The sequence below is a fragment of the Pseudovibrio sp. W74 genome, from assembly GCF_001623085.1.
GTDB lineage: Bacteria > Pseudomonadota > Alphaproteobacteria > Rhizobiales > Stappiaceae > Pseudovibrio.
Map to the genome: position 1 here is coordinate 1 of NZ_LMCJ01000023.1, position 19652 is coordinate 19652.

A 19652-nucleotide genomic window follows, 5' to 3' on the forward strand; every position below is an offset into this window, starting at 1 on the left:
CGGCACAATAAACACCGTCTTGGAAAAACACGCGTACATGTTCGCGAGAAACAGAGCTGCGCCGATCCAACAGTTGCCAATGACATTGCTCACCAGAACCAATGTTTCCGCCTGCCTTGTCAAATGTCGCAGTGGCTTTACTGCCGTTCTCAAGCGTGGAGGTGTTGTTGATGACCAGGACCAGTTTCATACTACCCTCCTACAACCGCGCGGAGATCAGGACTTCGCGCGAGCGTCCATCACCCTTGTCAAGAAAGGTTGACCACCCCAGTCGTCCTTCGTACTCGTCAGTAAGCATGACCGGAGAGGCCTGATTTTCTGCCAGTTCCAACTTGATGTCGTAGGCATGTTGATCACGCAGCATGAACTCCACCAGATCCCTAAGGGCCTTGTAATCTCGCCCGTGAGGAAGGAAATCCTGAAAACGTTCAAAGCTCAAATTCTTGATGAAGATATTGAATTTGCTCGAGATATCCGAGACACTATCGCCAATTATCGTGTCTTCACCCAGCAACATGTTGTGCTGCCCCAGTTCCGAGCGTTGCCCTTCGGGGATATCAACCCTTCGCTGAACCCACTCCTCCACTTCCACTTCTTTGTGAAAAAAGGAGTGAGATACGACACTTGCGATCGCGGCAGGTGACCGATTGCGAGACGCCAGAACTCCGGCGAACGTGAGCAAGCGCGCCCAGTTGATAGGTGATTTGTGGCGAGACTCCTGATCTGACAATCCAAAAACACAAAACACCCATTGAGAGAATGGGTCCAACGCACCCGGCTCGTAACGCACATAGAAGCGGTACTTGCGCATGGAGCGGTGTAAGAGGCCGACCAGGCGGTTATGGAAGAAGTCAAAGAACCCCTTCATCAAGGAGCCTTGCGCATCATATTTGGCTATGACCTCTTGATAATAAGAGGGCAATGGCGAACTTGAGCCGTGCAGACCGAGAAACGTCACTTCCATATTAAAATCGACATAGTCGACCGGTTCGACGTTCGTCTCCTGATCACCCTGTCTTTCAATGCTGGCGATATCAGACAGCGGAAAGCCAAGCGAATGCATGACACTGAAATTGATTTTCTCATCTTTCGGCAAAAGATGGGTACCAACTTCATTGCTTTCGTCATAGCAACGCTGGATCAGCTCAACAGCTTGGAAAAATGACCAGCTGCGAGCATTAAACTGTAGGTCGCCTCTTAAATCAGAGGTTGTCGCCCAATTTTCGCTGGCCATTGATAGACTTCATTGTTTTGTGTCCCATTTACGATGAGTTCGTGGAACGAATTGACACTTGAATAGAGAGAAAAGAATTCTGCGAGCACGCTGCAGAACAAGAACATTTCGCCCTCGCTCTGGAACGCGTCTTCGCTGAGAGACATGACAGTTTTCAAACCTCGAACGGCCTGCCCTCGAAATAACTTGTCAACCGGTTTCGTCTCGATGGAAATGATGCCATCAATACGCTGCTTACTGACACGCTCGTCCTGCCGGTTCAGGCGAGCCTGAAAATCGTAGGTCGCAATCACGGTCTTCAGAGCTTCTTTTTCAAGCAATGAAACGTAATTAAGAGAAAGGTTGGAGATCAGGTTCCAGTAAAGCGATCCATCCAGCGGTGGATAGACTGGTGCACTGGGCTGACTCAGGTTCTTAAATGTCACGAAGCTCGGCGTTTCACCTGTTGGTTCACGCACATCACCTGCACCCAATTCCATGGCATGTTTGGGATGGAAACACTTCAGATCAGCAGAGAGAACTTCATGTTCTGGAATGGCGCGCTCATTGTCATGGCGCACGAATGAAACCAGATGCTCCATACCGCGCTTGCCCAACGCTTCACGAAGTCTCAAACGATAATAAATCTGAGTTAGACCATCCGCACGCTCGACCTCATGATGGAAAGATTCAAACGAGGGATACTCACGCAAATGAGAACCACTCGTTGGATCCTTCGCTGCTCGCCAGCTCATGATCCGATCAATGGAGAAGATGTCTATGGCGCCACGACCATTTGCTGTCGGTCGGATTGGATACCGCATCTGACTATGGTCGATCTTCATCGGCTCAGCATCATAATCAAACAAATTTACCGCTGGAACACAATAGAGGCGGAACGTTCCCGGACGCACTTTCACATTAGGTGGCAAAGGTCTGGAAAAAGTGAACTCTAATGAGAAATCTGTTTCTTCACGATTGCGGAAAAAGGGCTCTAATCCATCAATGTCATAACATTGGAATTTCGCAGGAAACACAAAGTATTCCTGTAAGAGCCGGTAGCCCTCATAAGCTGAATTCTCATTGGGCAGCAATGCCTCTGAGCCGCCAAAACCTCCCGGCTGCAGTGCTGAGGCTGGAAACTTGTAACGGCTAACACCGTCTTCATTGTCTCCATCAGCACGAAAGCAAACCGTGACGTCTTTCAGGTATCGGCCCATCCACAAATAAAGCATCTGGGCGGCGACTTCATCGCCAGCAATCCATAGACGCAGGTCATTAAAACTCAGCCGGGACAGAGGCAGGCCTGACAATGTCTGGAACTGCAATGTCAGAACAGTGCTTTCGCGAGAACGCTGAACATCCTGATCGACGATATCGAGCGGATAGACCGTTACGTCTGCTGTTGTCTGAAAGGGACAGACAATACCATCAACAGGGCGAGACAAAATCTGCGAGCCCGACGGCAATACCTGACGCTCTGTAATCGCTTTTTCGACGGGGACCATCTGCATAAGAGTGGTCGATGGAAACGCCCGTAGGAAATTTGGAATAAGCAGCTGCACGAGTGAATGGGTAAGCTCTGGAAGCTCATCATCCAGCTTTTCGCGCAATTTTGACGTTAAAAACGCAAAGCCTTCCAGCAGCCGTTCCACGTCTGGATCCGTGGAGGCATCAGACAAATATTTTGACAACCGCGGATTGCGTTCGGAAAAAAGCCGACCGCTCTCTCGCAGATAAGTCAATTCATCTTGAAAGTATGAAGCTTTCACAGCTGGTTGCCTGCTTGACTAAACAATATGAGCGACATGCCCATCTTTCATAAGAATATCGATTTGCACCTGCTCCCCCTGGCTTAAGGCTGGCATGAGCAGAGTTGCCTTGAACCGCAGTTCTAATGGGCGGTCAGGGTCACGAACGAAATGGACGGACCGCACCTGAACGCGCGGTTCATATTTTTCAATGCATTGGCGGATAGAGGCCGCAATATGTTGCGTAAGGTCGTTTGTCGCCACGCTGGACAAGTTGAAATCAACCAGTCCCAAATCTGGTGTAGCAGCAGAAGCCCCTGCTCTCGCATTCAACAGCTTGGCTAGATGACGCTTGATAGAGTTTACTTTTGCTTCCAACAGATCGATGTTCTGAGGAGGAGAAATCTCCTCCTCATCAGCAATCAAACGCTCGAACAAACTGCCACGCGCTGTACGAAGCCTGCTGTCCCAAACAACGGGTTCATCGCGCTTTCTCATGGGCAGCCCTTAGCTATCCTTGTCCAGCTTACCAACGAGCGACAACTCAAAATTCGCTCCCATGTATTTGAAGTGCGGACGCACTTTCAAAGACACCTGGTACCAACCCGGATCACCTTCTACATCAGAGACGATAACCTCTGCTGCGCGCAGTGGACGACGTGAACGTACATCTTGAGGTGGGTTTTCCTGATCAGCCACATACTGCCGGAGCCAAGTATTAAGCTCACGCTCCAGATCTTCACGCTCTTTCCATGATCCGATCTGTTCGCGCTGCAGCACTTTAATGTAGTGAGCAAGGCGGTTGACGATCATCATGTAAGGAAGCTGAGTCCCAAGTTTGTAGTTGGTCTCCGCTTCTTTACCTTCCTTGGTGTTCTGGAAGATCTTTGGCTTCTGGGCAGAGTTTGCGGAGAAGAACGCCGCATTGTCAGAGCCTTTGCGCATTGTCAGTGAAATGAAACCTTCTTCGGCAAGCTCAAATTCACGGCGATCTGTAACCAGAACTTCCGTTGGAATTTTCTCTTCGAGCTGACCAAAGGCTTCAAACACATGTACCGGCAAGTCGTGAACAGCACCACCTGATTGCGGACCAATGATATTTGGACACCAACGGTACTTGGCAAAACTCTCTGTCAGGCGAGTTGCCATCAGGAATGAAGTGTTACCCCACAGATAGCTCTCATGCTCTTCTGTCACGTTCTCATTATAGACGAACGCATCAACCGGATTTTCTTCCGCATCATATGGCATGCGAAGCAAAAAGCGTGGGCATGTCAGGCCAACGTAACGGGAGTCTTCACTCTGACGGAAGCCCATCCATTTGCGGAAACGCGGCCCTTCATAGATGGAGAACAGATCTTTCTGCGCAGGCAGATCCACGTACTCATCAACGTCGAACATTTTTGGACCAGCTGCCGCAATAAACGGAGCATGGGCCATTGCGCCAACAGAGGCAGTAAACTGAAGCAGCTTTACATCGCGGGCACCAGGACCAAAGTCATAGTTGGCAATCATTGCGCCTACAGGCTCGCCACCAAACTGGCCATACCCACTGGAATAGACGTGTTTGTAAAGGCCAGATTGTACGACTTCCGGGCTCGTTTCAAAATCTTCCAGCAACTTGTCTTTAGAGACAGAAAGCACATCAATCTTGATGTTCTCACGGAAATCTGTCCGGTCAACCAGCAGTTTCAGGCCGCGCCATGCAGACTCGAGTTCCTGAAATTTTTCATCATGCAGAACTTCATCAAGTTGCGCTGATACTTTCAGGTCCAGTTCTGCAATCATACGGTCAACCAATACACGGTTGATCCGTTGGTCAACTTCCTGGCTCGCAAGGAGGTCAGAAATAAACGCTTCAACGCCTTTACGCGCTATGGAATAGCTTTCTTCGTCTTCAGGGCGAATGCGGGTCTCTTCCATGATCTGGTCAAGAAGAGAAATCGCGGCCCCCGAACCGGCAACATCTGGCTGGCCGGTAGAAGCTGATACATCTACCATTTCATCACATCCATGTTTTTACTTTGAAATGTACTTGCGGATCAAAACGAACGAGCTCCGCAGTTGTTTATAAAATCTATTGATAATGACGTAGTGTCAGCTGTTCTCTTCCTGAGACGAAACCACTGCATCCAACTCTGAAAGAAGCTTCTCACGCTGCTCTTTATCTTGTAGCAGCTGCTCTAGTCGGTTTCGGAACGCAGGAATATTTCCAAGCGGCCCTTTAAGAGCAACAAGAGCCTCACGCAGATCGATTAGCTTTTTAAGCTCAGGAATTTGCTTCACGATAGAATCTGGCTCGAAGTCTTTCAGCCCTTCAAACTTCAGATTGACCGCAAGCTGTGCGTCTTCTTCCTCAACAAGCGTATTTTTGACCGTTAGCTCACGCTCCAGCCCCGCTTCTTTCATCACCGATGCGAAGGTATTCTTATCAACTGAGAGCAATTCGCGCTCTTCAAGAGGCGTATCGTCTTCTTTGCCGTTGTAATCACCCAACATGACAAGACGCAACGGCAGTTCGACTTCTTCCTGTTGGTCACCAGTTGCAGGAACATAGCGAATGTTAATCCGCTCTTTGGGTGCAACAGAACCTTCCTTGCCAGCCATTAGCCTTCCCCACTCTTCTTAACAAAACTGAAGACATCTTAGAAACTACCTAAGATTGTACTTAAATTGAAAATTGAAAACTTTAGCGTCAATTCGACTCTAAATTTCCCTTAGGCCTATCGGAAAGAAAAACAGACGACAACCCAAAAGTAAAACTTCCGTTATTAGACTTTAGTAATATTGATTAGCAAAGTAAATATTTCGAGAAAAAAGATAATATTGCCCGAAAATGCGATTCGACCTGATTAATACAAACCAGAGAAACGTAATGATAATTAGAGCTCTCTCAATAATCAAAACTATACTATTATCGATTATTAAATTAACTAAATCATATATATTTATAAGCTCGGTATTTCTAATTTTACTCGTTTTAAGTGTATTTTTCTTCAGGGATTTTGTGTTCTCCTTCGCAGGCTCAAGCGAAAGAAAATTAATCTACAGCGCCCTTGCAATGGCAGTGTTTTCCATAATTTGGGGTGCCAGTAACTTAATTTATGTAATCATAAAGAAGAAGAAAGTTGATTTAAGTAAAAATAAAGATAAAAGAGAAAAGCCTAAAACACCTGATCTATCCTATCTGAATGAGTTCGAGCGTGGCTTCAACCAAGCCCTGCAAACCATCAGCAGAAACTGGGCAGCTAAGGGTTCTCGCAGAAATGGAAAGAACCTATACGCGCTACCCTGGTTTGTGGTTTTGGGATCTCCAAGTTCGGGCAAGACATCCCTTATTGTTGAATCGAATTTAAAGTTTCCACTTGCACATCTTTTCTCTCAGGAAGACGCCAAGCATGTGCAACCGACAAAAGACGTTGATTGTTGGGTAACCGACGAGGCGGTTCTGTTTGATGTTGCTGGCCAGTTTGTTGAACATGTAAACGGAAAGCAATCTGACACTCATGAAACACATTACGCAGGTTTATGGCGCCGCTTTCTCAAACTCCTGCGTGACAACCGACCACGCAGACCTATCAACGGCGTTGTCTTATGTCTTGACCTGTCAGAGCTTATTTCGCTCTCCTCTCAGGAGCGAAACACGAAAGCAGCACTTATTCATGCTCGCCTGAGCGAAATGACAGAAGTGCTGGGCACGCGCTACACCGTCCATGTCGTACTTACCAAGTTCGACCTCATCGATGGTTTCCATGAGTTCATCGGATGTCTGCCCACAGCAGAAAGGGCAAAGCCATTTGGTTTTACATTCGACCTTCATAGTGGTCGGGATCAAGACAAGTGGTTAGACGAGTTTAATGCAGCTTTTGCCAAACTGCTGGAAAACCTAAATCATACCACTGTCGATCGTATCTCAGATATTCGTTCAGCACACAAACGACGCCAACTCTATCTGTTCACCCGTGAGATGGCTGGCTTAAGTACAATTTTGGGTGGCTTCCTCGGCAAAGCCCTGCATCAAGACAAATTTTCAACCGCCCCTCATATTCGGGGCATCTTCTTCTCATCAGCCCGGCAGGAAGCCATCCCAACAAATCCTGTTTTGCAGGCAACCTCACAAAAGTACGAAATAGCGCCGCCAATCCTGCCCATTCACAGTGGCCCATCCAAGCAGTACTTCTCGTCTGCCCTGTTTGATCAGGTGGTCTTCAAAGAAGCGGGGCTTGCTGGCGACAATATCAAGATTGAACGCGCGAAGCGTTTCGCCCTCATCGGCTCAGGCCTTGCGGCTTCTTTGTTGTATGTCGGCTTTTTCAGCGCTTACTGGATGGGTTACGAAAGCAACCGCACACGTGCAGATCAGGTTGTTGATATCACTGAGAGCTTTGAAGAGCTGCTCCAGCAAGGACCAGCCCAAAACTCTAACGCATCCGGGCAAAATTATATTCGCTCTCTTGGGGCCCTTACATCGGCAAGCGACATTTTTGGCAACTACCGCAGCAGAAACTGGCTTATGTCTCAGCTTGAGCTCTACCAGGGACACAAAATAGGCCCGGAAGTTGAGAAAGCATATGTCGACATGCTCGCACGCTACTTCCTCCCGGAAGTGGCAGCATACGTGCGAGATGAGATCGCAAAACTTGGAGAAAATGAGACCGGTAGAGACAGCAATGAACGCCTTGAAGCTTTGCGCGTCTATCTCATGCTGGGAGATGCATCGAGACGAAATGAGCTGCTGGTCAAAGCCTGGATGGAACAGAAGTGGCAAGAGCAGTTTGAAGGTGATCTAAAACTGCAAAAAGCTCTTCGTGATCATCTGGTCTTTGCCATTGAAACTGCAGGGCTAGAAGCCGCACTCGACAAAGATCTGGTGGAAACCTCCCAAAGAGACTTAAGAGAAGTTCCGAGAGACCTCCGCCTTTACCGCAATATAGAACAGGTCAGCGACAGACAGCTTGCCTCATCAGTCAATTTCCGAAATGATATCGGACCTGCTTACAACATCGTTTTTGATGGCACCAGGAGCAGCAGCGGAAACGATCAGCCGATTGGGGTGAAAGAGTTTTTCACAAAAGACGCTTATCTGGACTATTTCGTAAAAATGAATGACGGCCTTTCTGTCGTCGCTGTTGAAGATGCATGGGTCGCAGATGAGCGCGATACGGTTGAGTATTCTCAAGCCGACCTAAAAGAGTTCCGGCGCAAGATCGTGTCCCGCTATGCGACCAACTACATCTCCAGTTGGAACACCGCGCTGAACCGTTTGGAAATTACTGATTTCAGAAATCTGGATCATGCGGTTGATATTCTTGAAACCTTGACTGGCCCAGACCGACCGCTGAACCGGCTCATCAACCGCGTCAAAAGTGAAACTGAGATCTATGAAGGCAAGCTTATCGAGCTGAATGCCGAACAGGCCGTGGACTCTGACCTTCCCTTCGATATCTACCGCGAGCAAGGACTGCGTGTCCGTCGGGCTTTTTCCAATCTGAACGGCTTGGTTGAAGCAGAGGAAGGCGAAAAAGCCTACCTGGAAGATCTGGATGCTGCACTCAACACACTCTACGAATACCTCAAAGACATCCGACAAGCAGGGGAGCGCTCTGGCGAAGTGGCCCTTGCGCGCGCGAAAGCCAGGATTGACCTGCAGGGAGAGGACCCGATCTATACTCTCAAACGTATAGGTGTTGATCTGCCAAGTCCATTGAACCGCTTCTTCGCAAAATTAGCGGACCAAAGCTGGAAGGTTCTGCTGCAAGAAGCCAAGAAGGAACTACAGCGCAGCTGGAATGAAGAGATTTATGCGGATTATAATCTGAACTACGCTCAGCTCTATCCATTCAACAAACAAGCTGAGCAAGAGATTCCACTTGAAGAGTTTGAGAGTTTCTTCGGTCCCGGCGGCAAAATCGAGACGTTCTATAAGAAAAACCTCATTGTATTTGTTGATGAAGCAACGGGCGAACCCAAAACCATCGATGGCCGCCACTTAGCCATCGAGAAGGATTTCCAGGACAACCTGAAGATCATTCTGGATCTGCGCAGGAGCTACTTTAACTCCGAAGGGCTCATTGGCGTTGAGTACAATATTCAGCCTGTGGCTCTTGCAGCCAAACTGCGTCGTGCTGTGATGAATATTGAAGGGCAGATCATTTCCTATTCACATGGGCCAAGGCGTCCAATCCGCGTGATTTGGCCTAACGTCCTTACGAATGAGGCAGAGAGCAGCCTTTCAGTTTTCCCCGCAGGAAGAGGTCGTCCGCATACAGTTACGTTCAAAGGGCCTTGGTCTGGTTTCCGACTGCTGGACTTTGCTACAACGAAGGGCTTTGACAGCAATGGTGCACTGATTGAATTTAGTTTCGACGGTCAAAAAGCAACTTATTCACTGCTTCACAAAGGTGCTAGTTCGCTCGCACGCAAGCAACCATTGTCCGGTCTTATCCTACCAGCAAAGATGTAACTCTCATGACCGCATCAGAAGCAAAATCAGAAGAGGCAGCTCCGGCTGCGTCTTCTCTTTTCGTAACATCCTATGACGACCTCGCCAAAGCGGTCCTTTCCCCCATTTCAGATAGGTTTGAAGAGGACATTGAAGATCACCCAGACTTTGACGCCGTCAGTGATGAGTTGATGAAACGCGGCACCCTCTCTCACGGCTCGATCGACTGGAGTCTGATAGAGCGGGAAGCGCTGCAACTGCTGCAAAACACTCAAAAAAGCCTGGCAGTTTTGGAAGCTGTGCTGCTTGCCCGAATGACGCGGAAAACACGCGGGGCTTTGACCAGTTGCATCCGAGGCCTTGATGCCTGCTTAACAATGCCAAGAGCAGACCTCTGTCCAAAAGAAGATCGAAGATTTGATCTCATCCTACGCCGTATTTGCGGTTTGTTCAGCATGGATGCGTTACCCGGCAAGCCCGGCACAGAAGCTGAAAAACTGGATGAAAGCCTTGCTCGCCTGACCAAAAACGAACTCTTGCTTGAGCACGGCCTTGTAAAAGATTTTCGTGTGCTTCAGGAGAGACTTGAGCTTGAAAAGAAGCAGACGGAGAAAGAGAAAGCGCAGACCGCCGCAGGAGCCTCTGCATCAGGAGATGGAGCAAAGACGGGAAGTATCGGTTCCGCAACTCCGATGGATGCACGTTCCTTTAAACGCACCACCGCTGAGATATGCACACTCATCTTTCAGGAAGACCCATCCCTTCCCTTTATCTACCAGCTGCGCCGCCATGCATGCTGGCAAGAGATAACAGGTGCACCTCAGATAACATCTGAGTCCAAAACTATTATTCCTGCCGTATCAATAGATACCTGCGACAAATATCGCGATGCGCTCAAGCAAAGCAATGCAGATATAGCAATCATTCAGCAGTTAGAAACAACGCTGTTTTCTATGCCATTTTGGATTGAAGGCCAGTTCATTTCAGCTCAATTGGCTCTCAAAGCCGATCACATACAAGTCGCTAATGCCATCACAGAGAGCACCCAAGAGTTCATAGGCCGGCTCCCGGAACTTCGCGAACTGTCCTTCAACGATGGCACCCCCTTCATAGAAGGAGAAACGGCGGAATGGTTAAACTCAAAACCTGCGCACGCAGATATGCCTGCACAGGCAGATAACCAGCAGGCAAGCAAAGGTCTCACAGACTTTGTTGGCAATCCAAGATTAGCCTCAAAATGGAATGGAGAGTACAAATCACAACGCTCCCCACGCCAAAAGGCCTTCATGGAACTTGCTATGCTGGAAGACCTCGCAGGCTCCGGCTTCTCTGCCCTCGTCTCAGACCAAACACTGCGCCTACAAACATCCGTCGAAGAAACATCCATCACTGACTGGGACCCCGAATTCTTCAAAAGAGCCGCTGCCCTTACACGCAAGAGTCGAAAATGATGGGTAAGCGATAGCCGATTGAAGATGCTGCTCTATGGGCAAACAGCTACGCTCCTACACAAACGAACGTAGCCACAGTTTGTTTAGACAAACTGGAAAGCCATCTGAGTGAAAATTAGTATTGAGATACTACCCCTGCCCTTCCCGAACGACCATAACCGAGCATGGAGCGTGGCGGACTATGCGGGCGGCGTTGGGGCCTAGCAGGTAGTCTTTTAGTTCCGGACGATGAGAAGCCAAGATAATGAGATCGGCATTTAGTGCTTCACGCATCTGCAAAATTTCGTCGTAAACAGAGCCATGAGCGATCACGTGTTGCAGTTTGATATCGCCATCGCTGACATACTTTGACGTGAAGGTGTGCAATCGCTCGTTGGCAGTCGCGCTGAGACTGGACTTATAGTCCTTAGGAAAATACGAGGCTATAAGTGGGCTAACCGGAGGAACCACACTGAGAAAGTGTAGTACCGCCTTGTAGTCCTTCGCTATCTGGCAAGCAGTGGCAACGGCTTTTTCACTTACTTCAGGGTGGTCAAGGTCTACAGGGACGAGGATATCGTTATACATAGCCCAAAGCCCCTTCCTTACCTTCATTTCTTTTGCGGCGACGTAGTTGGAAAAGGACAAGAATACCCAGAATGAGCAGCGTTGGAATGTAAAACCACTCTTTCGCAAAGCGACTGTTAGGCTTGTGTAACTCCAAAACCTCCCAATCGAAATCTATACCCCATTTCTGCGCCGGACTATCAAACGCGACATCGTCCACCCAGACCTTGTCCCCTTCCTCACGGATCATTAGTCCAGTTTGCTCACTCAAGCGCTCTTCTCCGGAAAGACCTTGATCTCCAAGAGGGAAAGCGACAACTTTTCGGACAATATCACCGCTAAAGTTCTCACCTTCCACCAAAAGGCGAAGGTTAGCACCACCCTCAGCGCGCTCTGAGACTTGTAGTATCTGATTGGGGTTCAAGCTCTCAAAGGGTGGCTTGACCGTGTCGAGCAAGAAACCAGGGCGCAGCAAAATAAATGCAACCAATAGGAGTGCAAGCGATTCCCACCTGTAACTTTTCGCAAAGAAGTACCCCTGTGTAGCCGCAGCGAACACCAACATAGCGACTGTGGACATAGTGATGATCAGGATAGCGTAGGGAATGCTGTCCACACCGATCAGAAGCATTTGAGGGTTAAATACAAAGATGAATGGCAGGATAGCTGTGCGCAGACTGTAGTAAAATGATTGTACGCAGGTGCGCATAGGGTCAGAGCGGGCAACTGCAGCCCCGGCAAAAGCATCGACTGCAACAGGCGGCGTTGTGCCAGACATCAGACCGAAGTAAAAGACGAACAAGTGTACGGCGAACAGTGGGATTGTAAGCCCGTTTTGAGCAGCCAGCGTCACTAGGGGTTGGGCCATAACACTTGCCACAACGATGTAGTTTGCTGTTGTTGGCAGGCCCATTCCCAGGACAACACACATCACTGCCGTAAACACCAGCATCAGGACAACATTACCACCTGATACTGCATCGATAATTTGCGTCATCAGCAGACCGAGCCCGGTCAGAGAGACGACGCCAACGATAATGCCAGCAGCCGCCATAGCGATTGCGATGCCGACCATGTTGCGAGAACCGGCTGTCATCCCATCCAACAGGTCGCTGAAGCCTCTCGCAAAAGCATCATTTGATTTGCCTGCCGTTTGAGATCTGAAACGCTGCATTAATGGGCGTTGTGTCAGAATAACAGCAATCATAACGACAATTGCCCAAGAGACGGACAGGCCGGGAGAAAGGCGCTCTACCATTAAACACCAAATCAGAGCTCCAATTGGAATGATGTAATAGAGGCCTGCCATGAGCGTAGGCTTTAGTTCCGGTATAGTGACAAGAGGGGCATTAGGGTCATCGATTTCAAGTTCAGGATAACGGGCGGCTATTTTCAAGAGAACAATGTAAAGGATGATCATTGAGACAGCGGCCAAAGGAATAGTTGCCTCGCCTGCGACCAGTTTTAGCAAAGTCGCGAAGCCATAGACAGCACCTGCTACAACAGCAATTGCGCCAAAGCCAAACAGGAAACTCCAAAGAGCCTGCCCTAGCGTGCTTTGATGTAGCTTAGCGAGCACTGGCATGTTGGCTTTTACGGCTTCTAGATGCACAATATAGAACAAGCCGATGTAACTGATCACGGCAGGGACGAAGGCGTGCAGGACCACATCATAATAGGTGATGCCGACAAACTCCGTCATCAGGAATGCGGCTGCCCCCATAACTGGCGGCATGATCTGTCCATTTATCGAAGATGACACTTCAATCGCACCTGCTTTTTCTCCTGAAAAGCCAATGCGCTTCATCAATGGAATAGTAAATGTGCCCGTCGTGACAACGTTGGCAATCGCAGAGCCTGAAATCAAACCAGTCAGAGCAGACGAAACCACAGCGGCTTTAGCAGGGCCGCCCCTTAAGTGCCCAAGGAGCGAAAAAGACAGCTTGATAAAATAGTTGCCCGCACCGGCTTTATCCAACAAAGCACCAAACAGTACGAACAGAAAGATAAACGAGTTTGAGACTCCGAGTGGAAGGCCAAAGACCCCCTCAGTTGTAAGCCACATGTGATCCACATAACGATTGAGACTAAAACCGCGATGCGAAATTAACTCCGGCAGTACAGGGCCCAAGAAAACATAGGAAGAGAAGACGAGTGCTACGACGACAAGCGACAATCCAAGAACACGTCGGGTGAGCTCCAGAAGCATTCCTATCCCGACAAGTGAAATCACCAATTCCTGTGTTGGGCGAATACCCCCAGAACCCTCTACAACGTCCCTGTAAAAAACAACGATGTACAAAGAACATGAGGCCGCAATGATGGCAAAGAGCCAGTCATAAAAGGGAATGTATTTGCGCGGAGATGTAACCAGCGCTGGAAATGTCGCAAACCCAAGAAAAAGCGCAAAAGCCAGATGGATGGCACGTTGCTGTGTGTCGTCAATAAGTCCGATACCAGTCGAAAATGGCAATGGGGATGCCATGTAAAGCTGGTAGAGAGGCCACAACAAGCCCACTGCAAAAATGAGGTATTTGGCAAGCCCGGATGGATCACGTGCACCTGTATCATTTTCAGCAATCAGGTCTTGCAGTTCATTTTGATGTTTTTGGTCCATTCGCCCCTCTCTGGACTAGATGAAAAGACGGGCAACATTCATTGCCCGCCTCTTGCTACTTGTATCGAGTTCAGCTGAGTTGCTGTTACTTGATCAGACCGACTTCACGAAAGTAGCGCTCTGCACCTGGGTGGAATGAAACGGAACGACCGTTCTTGACAGCCCCTTCACGAGTAACGCCGATGTAGAGAGTGGATTGCTTTTTGAAATCTTCGAAGTTATCGAACACAGCTTTGACCATGTTGTAGATCACTTCTTCGTCTGCATCTGCAGAAGCTACCAAGGTCGCAGGCAGACCCCAGGTCGTACGCTCACCTTCCTGGCCGCGATAAGTGCCATCCGGAACAATAGACACGCCGTAATACGGGAACTCTTCGATCATCTTAGCAGTGACTTCATCATTCCAGTTAAGCACTTCTGCATCACAGGTGTTTGTGGCTTCTGTAATTGAAGAAGCTGTGATGCCAGTCGTGTAGAAAAACGCGTCAATCTTACCGTCACACAAGGCTTGAGCCTGCTCGCGAGAGGTCAAACGTGTTGCCTGGCCATAATACTCATCAGCATTAGTTTCATAGCGACCCAAAGCAAAGTTCATAGTTGCTTCTGTGCCAGAACCTGCATTGCCAATGTTTACAACTTTCCCCTTAAGATCTGAGAAATCTTTTGCTTCAGAATCCTTGCGGGCTACAAGATGTGCTGTATCTAAGTGCAAGGAAAAGAGGAAACGTAACTTATCGTTGGCACCGTCTTTCTCAAACTTTGATGATCCCTTGGACGAATGGTACTGCCAATCTGCTTGCGCAATAGCGACGTCCATCTCTCCAGATTGAATTGAACGAAGATTAGCGACAGAGCCACCAGTGGATTCAACAGTACAACGAATGTTGTGATCTTGCGTCTTACGGCTTTTGTTCAGAATGTTACAAATGAAACCGCCCGTTGGATAATACCCGCCACCAATGCCAGCAGTCCCAATATTTACGAACTTACGTTCAGCTGCGATGGCTCCGGTTGCTATTGCAGCCAATGCCCCAGCTGCAACAGTTAGCTTGAAAAGATTTTTCATTGACGTCTCCTCATGATTATTTTTGCACTTGTGCAAGGACCCCTCCCATGGGCCCGTTTCAGAGTTACGCAGTGCGCCGACGAAGGTAGGCAGCGACTTCTTTTTGCGTAGTTTGAATGTGTTTTCGAAGCGTATTTACCGCAAAGGTGCTGTCTTCCCTCGCGCATGCTTCCAGGATCTCATGATGCTCTCGCATTGGGCGATCCAGGCCACTAGCCTCTGTCACCTGTAAGCGCATGTACGGACCAATGCGTTGTTCAAGATCAGAAATCATACCAAGCAAATGCTTGTTGCCGCATGGCTCATAAAGCAACCTATGGAACTGCAAATTGAAATCAGACCAGCGCTCGATGGCTGTTTCTGCGGCGTAGTCATCCAGCAGGGATCTTGCATGCTCCAAATCACGTTCAATCATGTTTGGGATTGCAAGTTCCAATGCCCGGCACTCAAGCGCCAGTCTGATATCAATAAATTGCAGCACATCTTCTGCAGAGAGCTTGCGGACAATCGCGCCTCTTTGAGGTCGAAATTCCACCAATCCTTCAATCTCAAGGCGACGCAATGCCTCTCGCACAGGAATCTTGCTAACTCCGTGTGCAGAGGCAATTTCGTCTTGCCTCAGCGGTCGCCCACCCTCGAGTGTTCCCTTCATGATTTTGAATTTCAAATCACGATAGATAGGGTCAGCAGCACTACCAGCCTTGATAGGTGTGCTGAGCTCTTCTTGAGCTGAGTTCATCAAATGCTCCGAAATAATACGTATTAGATACTTGCAAAACGTATACGATTTTGTCAACATCAAATACGTAATACCAATTATCAGGCCCATCCGGGACCTCCACTGCGGAGCACTCAGCAAGAAGAATGAATTACGATATCGTCATAATGGGCGGCGGAATTATGGGGTCTGCTGCTGCATATTTCTTGGCCCGCAGCGGACTGACTGGGGCTGTCGCGGTTATAGAACCCGATCCTTCATACAAAGAAGCAACAACCCCACAAGGGGCAGGTGGAGTACGCCAGCAGTTCAGTTTACCAGAAAATATCGCCATGTCGGCTTATAGCCTTGATTTTTATAAGAGGTTTGAGGCAACACTGACAGATGTTCCGGATGTCCAGTCCATCAGTTTTCGCGAGCAAGGCTATCTGTTTGTTGTAGGAAAAGATGGCGAAGAAACACTACGCAAGAACGTTGATCTACAAAGTTCGATGGGCGTTACGACACAACTGATGGACAAAGCCGAAACGGCCAGAAAGTTTCCTAGCATCGATCGTCAGGACATCGCACTAACGTGTTACACTCCGGATGATGGTTGGATTGATCCATATGCTGCGCTGCAAGGTTTTCGAAGGGCAGCAGAACACATGGGTGTCACTTACATTCGCTCCAGTGTGACAGACATGCAATGTTCAGGAACAGAGGTTCATTCTGCTGCTCTCGCGGATGGATCTACCATTAACGGCAAGTATTTCATTAACACCGCCGGGCCCTGGGCCAATAAACTGGCTGAGATGACGGGAGCATCCCTGCCGGTCGTACCGATGTGCCGAGTCCAGCACTTTTGGAAATGTGCCCATGAACTTGAGTCACTTCCTTTGGTTAAAGATGAAAGCGGTATGTTCTTTAGACCTGAGGGAGATGGATTTGCTGGCGGGCGACCAAGCTTTGATATTGCTCCAGGGTTTATTGATGACATCTACTCCGGCTTTTTCGCCAACTACTTTGAAGAGGTCATCTGGCCCATGATGGCCAGACTTGTGCCCAAATTCGAAGCAATCAAGCTACAACGGAGCTGGGCCGGACATTACGCACAAAACCTGTTGGATGGAAACATGATCATAGGCAAGTATTCGCCTGGACATGAAAACCTCATTACAGCCTGCGGCTTTTCCGGACATGGCATTATGCATGCACCGGCGGTGGGAAGAGCCCTGGCTGAACTTGCTCTCAATGGCTCTTACCAAACGCTGGATTTGACGCGCATGGAGATGAGCCGAGTTCATAAGAATGAACCTTATGCCGAAGTCGGCATCAAATAGTCCATACGAAAAGAATTCAGAAAAATGACACAACACTCAGCAGAGGTCGCTATCATTGGTGCTGGTATCGTCGGTATCGCAACTGCTTATTATCTGGCCGAACACCACAACATCACCAACGTGCTCTTAATCGAGCAAGGCCAGCCAATGGCATTCACATCGGCTCAGTCAGGTGAGAACTATCGCAATTGGTGGCCGCATCCAAGCATGGTGGACTTCACCAACCATTCTATTGATTTGATGGAAAAAATCGCTCGCGATAGCAACAACCGCTTGCATATGAACCGACGCGGTTATACGTTGGCGACCCGCCGAACTCAGATAGACGATTTGGTAGAGCAAATTCGTTATGGGTACGACAATAAACATGACGATTTGATCCGTTTCCATAGCTCCTCGGACAGTGTGTCCTACAAATTTGCTGAAAAGCCAGATTGGGAATCAGCTCCCGACGGCGTGGATGTAATGCAGAATCAGGACCTGATCCGCAGAGCATTCCCTTCCTTCTCGGAGGAGATTCAAACTGTTTTGCATATTCGTCGTGGTGGGGACATCTCCGGCCAGCAGATGGGGATGTACATGCTGGAAAAATACAGAGCTCAGGGAGGACGGCGCCTCACTGGTATGGTCAAACAAATAAATCAGCAAGATGGGTTTGAGCTTGAGATCGAAACCGGTGAAGGCCTTACGCGTGTCAAAGCAGAGAAAATTGTCAATGCTGCAGGGCCATTTGCGGGTAAGATTGCAGAAATGATCGGGGAGACTCTTCCTGTTTATAATACTTTCCAACAAAAGATTGCATTTGAAGACGTAGAAAAAGCCGTTCCCCGCAACCTGCCTTTTTCAATTGATCTGGATGAGCAATGTATCGACTGGTCTGAAGATGAAAAGGATTGGCTAGCTGGTGATGATGAGTACAAGTGGCTGACTGAACAAATGCCCGGTGCTATCCATTGTCGACCGGATGGTGGTGACAATGGCAGTTGGTTGAAACTGGGCTGGGCCTACAATGAAACCCCTCAGGATGTGGCATGGGAACCAGTGTTGAATGATCAGTTTCCAGAAATTGTTTTGCGCGGAGCTGCCCGCCTCAACCCATCTTTGAAGGCTTACTATGGCAAGTTGCCTCGAAACATGACCCATTATGGTGGGTGGTACACAATGACTGAAGAGAACTGGCCGCTGATCGGATCAATGGGAGAAAACGGTGCTGAAAAAGGCGCATTCATGGTTGCTGCACTATCCGGATTTGGCACAATGGCAGCCTGCGCATCAGCCGACCTGGTCGCAAAGTGGGTAGCTGAGGACGTGAAACCCAGATATGCCAGTGATTTCTCGCTAGAACGCTACCAAAATGCACCGCTTTTGGCTGAGCTGAAAGAAGCTAGCAAAGGCGTTTTGTAGCCACATTACCATCAATAATGTGGGTGGGCTCCAAAGGTTTCCACTGGAGCCCCTTTTTGCTCGCTTTACAAGTTATCAGATGCTTTCAACACCGAAATTTCGCTGGAAGACACGGCTCGTGTTATTCCAGCGATCCTGATGGCTTCAAAGTTTGACCACTGCCTGATTGATATTCTGTATCGCGTTCAAACCGGCAAACTGCCAATTGAGATCAAGGCCGTTGTTTCAAACCACTCCAACAGCCGTGCTGATGTTGAACGACTGGGTATTCCGTTTTACCTGTGGCCAGTCAATAAAGAAAACAAAACTGAGCAGGAAGCCAAGCTTGATGAGCTGATTGAACGCACTGGAGCGGACTTGGTGGTTCTGGCTCGTTACATGCAGATCCTGTCAGACCAGCTTAGCTCCAGACACTTTGGTAAGATCATCAATATTCACCACTCCTTCCTACCTGCGTTTAAAGGTGCGATGCCTTATAACCGGGCATGGGAGCGTGGTGTGAAGCGCATTGGTGCGACTGCGCACTACGTGACACCTGATCTGGATGAAGGTCCTATCATTGAACAAGATGCAGAGCGCATCAGCCATGCAGAAACCCCAGCAGAGCTTATTCGTCGAGGGCAGGATATTGAAGCACGCGTCCTCGCTCACGCCTTGAAGCTTCATGCTGAAGGTCGCGTGTTCATCCATGGCAATCGCACAGTGATCTTCCAACAATGACTCAGGCACAAATCATCTGCGGCAAAACCCTTGCCGCAGTTATTGATGAAGAAGTTAAGGAGGCTATTGCCTCCTTGCACACCAGCTTTGGCAAAACCCCTAAGCTGACGGTAGTGGTTGTTGGAGATGATCCAGCAAGCGCAATCTACGTTAACAACAAAGTCAAGCGTTGCCGTAAAGTTGGTATCGAAAGCGAAAAACTAGCGCTTGATGCCAACATTACTCTAGCTGACCTCACTCAAGTCATTCGTGACCTAAGTGCAGAACCTGAAACCCATGGCATATTGCTGCAGCTGCCCTTGCCCAAACGCATGAATGCGCGCAAAATTCTGCATGAAATTGCCCCTGAAAAAGATGTCGATGGCTTCCACCCACTTTATTTCGAAAGCTTTATGGCGGGGG

General features: G+C 48.8%; 14 protein-coding genes and 2 pseudogenes. 6 read left to right on the plus strand and 10 right to left on the minus strand.

Annotation, left to right across the window (positions count from 1 at the left end):
* The 6 genes and pseudogenes from PsW74_RS17310 to tssB all read right to left on the minus strand — a co-directional run.
* Nucleotides 1–190 (minus strand): annotated as a pseudogene (locus tag PsW74_RS17310) (type VI secretion system-associated FHA domain protein TagH); the annotation flags it as partial.
* A 9-nt stretch (nt 191–199) separates the two neighbouring features.
* Nucleotides 200–1234: a type VI secretion system baseplate subunit TssG gene (tssG, locus tag PsW74_RS17315; protein ID WP_063289817.1), complete on the minus strand. Its 1035-nt coding sequence runs from the start codon at nt 1232–1234 to the stop codon at nt 200–202.
* The gene (gene tssF / locus PsW74_RS17320) at nt 1198–2985 is read right to left on the minus strand and encodes a type VI secretion system baseplate subunit TssF (RefSeq protein ID WP_063289816.1); all 1788 of its coding nucleotides are present in this window, start codon (nt 2983–2985) and stop codon (nt 1198–1200) included. The genes tssG and tssF overlap by 37 nt, the downstream gene beginning before the upstream one ends.
* Before the next feature lie 18 nt (nt 2986–3003).
* The gene (gene tssE, locus PsW74_RS17325; protein ID WP_208980636.1) at nt 3004–3462 is read right to left on the minus strand and encodes a type VI secretion system baseplate subunit TssE; all 459 of its coding nucleotides are present in this window, start codon (nt 3460–3462) and stop codon (nt 3004–3006) included.
* A gap of 9 nt (nt 3463–3471) precedes the next feature.
* Nucleotides 3472–4965 (minus strand): type VI secretion system contractile sheath large subunit, encoded by a 1494-nt coding sequence (gene tssC, locus PsW74_RS17330; RefSeq protein ID WP_063289815.1) that lies wholly within the window; start codon nt 4963–4965, stop codon nt 3472–3474.
* 96 nt (nt 4966–5061) lie between these two features.
* Nucleotides 5062–5571 (minus strand): type VI secretion system contractile sheath small subunit, encoded by a 510-nt coding sequence (tssB, locus tag PsW74_RS17335; RefSeq protein ID WP_057462095.1) that lies wholly within the window; start codon nt 5569–5571, stop codon nt 5062–5064.
* A gap of 268 nt (nt 5572–5839) precedes the next feature.
* Between tssB and tssM the strand changes: the two genes are divergently transcribed.
* Together tssM and PsW74_RS17345 are read left to right on the plus strand one after the other, a co-directional pair.
* Nucleotides 5840–9427, plus strand: a complete 3588-nt coding sequence (gene tssM, locus PsW74_RS17340) for a type VI secretion system membrane subunit TssM (protein WP_275484650.1) — start codon at nt 5840–5842, stop codon at nt 9425–9427.
* Between the two features lie 5 nt (nt 9428–9432).
* Nucleotides 9433–10857 carry a TssA family type VI secretion system protein gene (locus tag PsW74_RS17345; RefSeq protein WP_063289814.1) on the plus strand — a complete coding sequence of 475 codons (1425 nt, stop codon included), beginning with the start codon at nt 9433–9435 and terminating at the stop codon, nt 10855–10857.
* Between the two features lie 129 nt (nt 10858–10986).
* Here the strand turns inward: PsW74_RS17345 and PsW74_RS17350 are convergent, their stop codons facing one another.
* The 4 genes from PsW74_RS17350 to PsW74_RS17365 all read right to left on the minus strand — a co-directional run bounded on the left by PsW74_RS17350 (nt 10987) and on the right by PsW74_RS17365 (nt 15825).
* Nucleotides 10987–11451, minus strand: a complete 465-nt coding sequence (locus PsW74_RS17350; RefSeq protein ID WP_206599936.1) for a universal stress protein — start codon at nt 11449–11451, stop codon at nt 10987–10989.
* Nucleotides 11417–14020, minus strand: a complete 2604-nt coding sequence (locus PsW74_RS17355) for a TRAP transporter permease (RefSeq protein ID WP_063289812.1) — start codon at nt 14018–14020, stop codon at nt 11417–11419. Before PsW74_RS17355 ends, PsW74_RS17350 begins: the two co-directional genes overlap by 35 nt.
* Nucleotides 14021–14105: 85 nt before the next feature.
* On the minus strand, nt 14106–15086 hold the full coding sequence (locus PsW74_RS17360; protein WP_063289811.1) for a TAXI family TRAP transporter solute-binding subunit: 981 nt from the start codon (nt 15084–15086) through the stop codon (nt 14106–14108).
* Nucleotides 15087–15150: 64 nt separating this feature from the next.
* Entirely contained in the window at nt 15151–15825 is a 675-nt protein-coding gene (locus tag PsW74_RS17365; protein WP_063289810.1) for a GntR family transcriptional regulator, read from the minus strand.
* 125 nt (nt 15826–15950) lie between these two features.
* Here PsW74_RS17365 and PsW74_RS17370 point away from each other — a divergent pair, with 125 nt between their 5' ends.
* The 4 genes and pseudogenes from PsW74_RS17370 to PsW74_RS29380 form a co-directional block, all read left to right on the plus strand.
* Nucleotides 15951–17126: an FAD-binding oxidoreductase gene (locus tag PsW74_RS17370; RefSeq protein WP_063289809.1), complete on the plus strand. Its 1176-nt coding sequence runs from the start codon at nt 15951–15953 to the stop codon at nt 17124–17126.
* 24 nt (nt 17127–17150) lie between these two features.
* Entirely contained in the window at nt 17151–18530 is a 1380-nt protein-coding gene (locus PsW74_RS17375) for an FAD-binding oxidoreductase (RefSeq protein WP_063289808.1), read from the plus strand.
* A 78-nt stretch (nt 18531–18608) separates the two neighbouring features.
* Nucleotides 18609–19250: pseudogene (locus PsW74_RS17380) on the plus strand (formyltetrahydrofolate deformylase); the annotation flags it as partial.
* On the plus strand, nt 19247–19652 hold a 406-nt coding region (locus PsW74_RS29380; protein ID WP_275505933.1), incomplete at its 3' end, for a tetrahydrofolate dehydrogenase/cyclohydrolase catalytic domain-containing protein. The pseudogene PsW74_RS17380 and the gene PsW74_RS29380, both read left to right, overlap by 4 nt.

Bases quoted from the DNA above. Each gene is read 5' to 3' on its own strand.
- PsW74_RS17360 (WP_063289811.1), bottom strand. From the start codon at position 15,086: ATGAAAAATCTTTTCAAGCTAACTGTTGCAGCTGGGGCATTGGCTGCA.
- PsW74_RS17355 (WP_063289812.1), bottom strand. From the start codon at position 14,020: ATGGACCAAAAACATCAAAATGAACTGCAAGACCTGATTGCTGAAAAT.
- PsW74_RS17365 (WP_063289810.1), bottom strand. From the start codon at position 15,825: ATGAACTCAGCTCAAGAAGAGCTCAGCACACCTATCAAGGCTGGTAGT.
- tssE (WP_208980636.1), bottom strand. From the start codon at position 3,462: ATGAGAAAGCGCGATGAACCCGTTGTTTGGGACAGCAGGCTTCGTACA.
- tssG (WP_063289817.1), bottom strand. From the start codon at position 1,234: ATGGCCAGCGAAAATTGGGCGACAACCTCTGATTTAAGAGGCGACCTA.
- tssC (WP_063289815.1), bottom strand. From the start codon at position 4,965: ATGGTAGATGTATCAGCTTCTACCGGCCAGCCAGATGTTGCCGGTTCG.
- tssB (WP_057462095.1), bottom strand. From the start codon at position 5,571: ATGGCTGGCAAGGAAGGTTCTGTTGCACCCAAAGAGCGGATTAACATT.
- PsW74_RS17375 (WP_063289808.1), top strand. From the start codon at position 17,151: ATGACACAACACTCAGCAGAGGTCGCTATCATTGGTGCTGGTATCGTC.
- tssM (WP_275484650.1), top strand. From the start codon at position 5,840: ATGATAATTAGAGCTCTCTCAATAATCAAAACTATACTATTATCGATT.
- PsW74_RS17345 (WP_063289814.1), top strand. From the start codon at position 9,433: ATGACCGCATCAGAAGCAAAATCAGAAGAGGCAGCTCCGGCTGCGTCT.
- PsW74_RS17350 (WP_206599936.1), bottom strand. From the start codon at position 11,451: ATGAAGGTAAGGAAGGGGCTTTGGGCTATGTATAACGATATCCTCGTC.
- PsW74_RS17370 (WP_063289809.1), top strand. From the start codon at position 15,951: ATGAATTACGATATCGTCATAATGGGCGGCGGAATTATGGGGTCTGCT.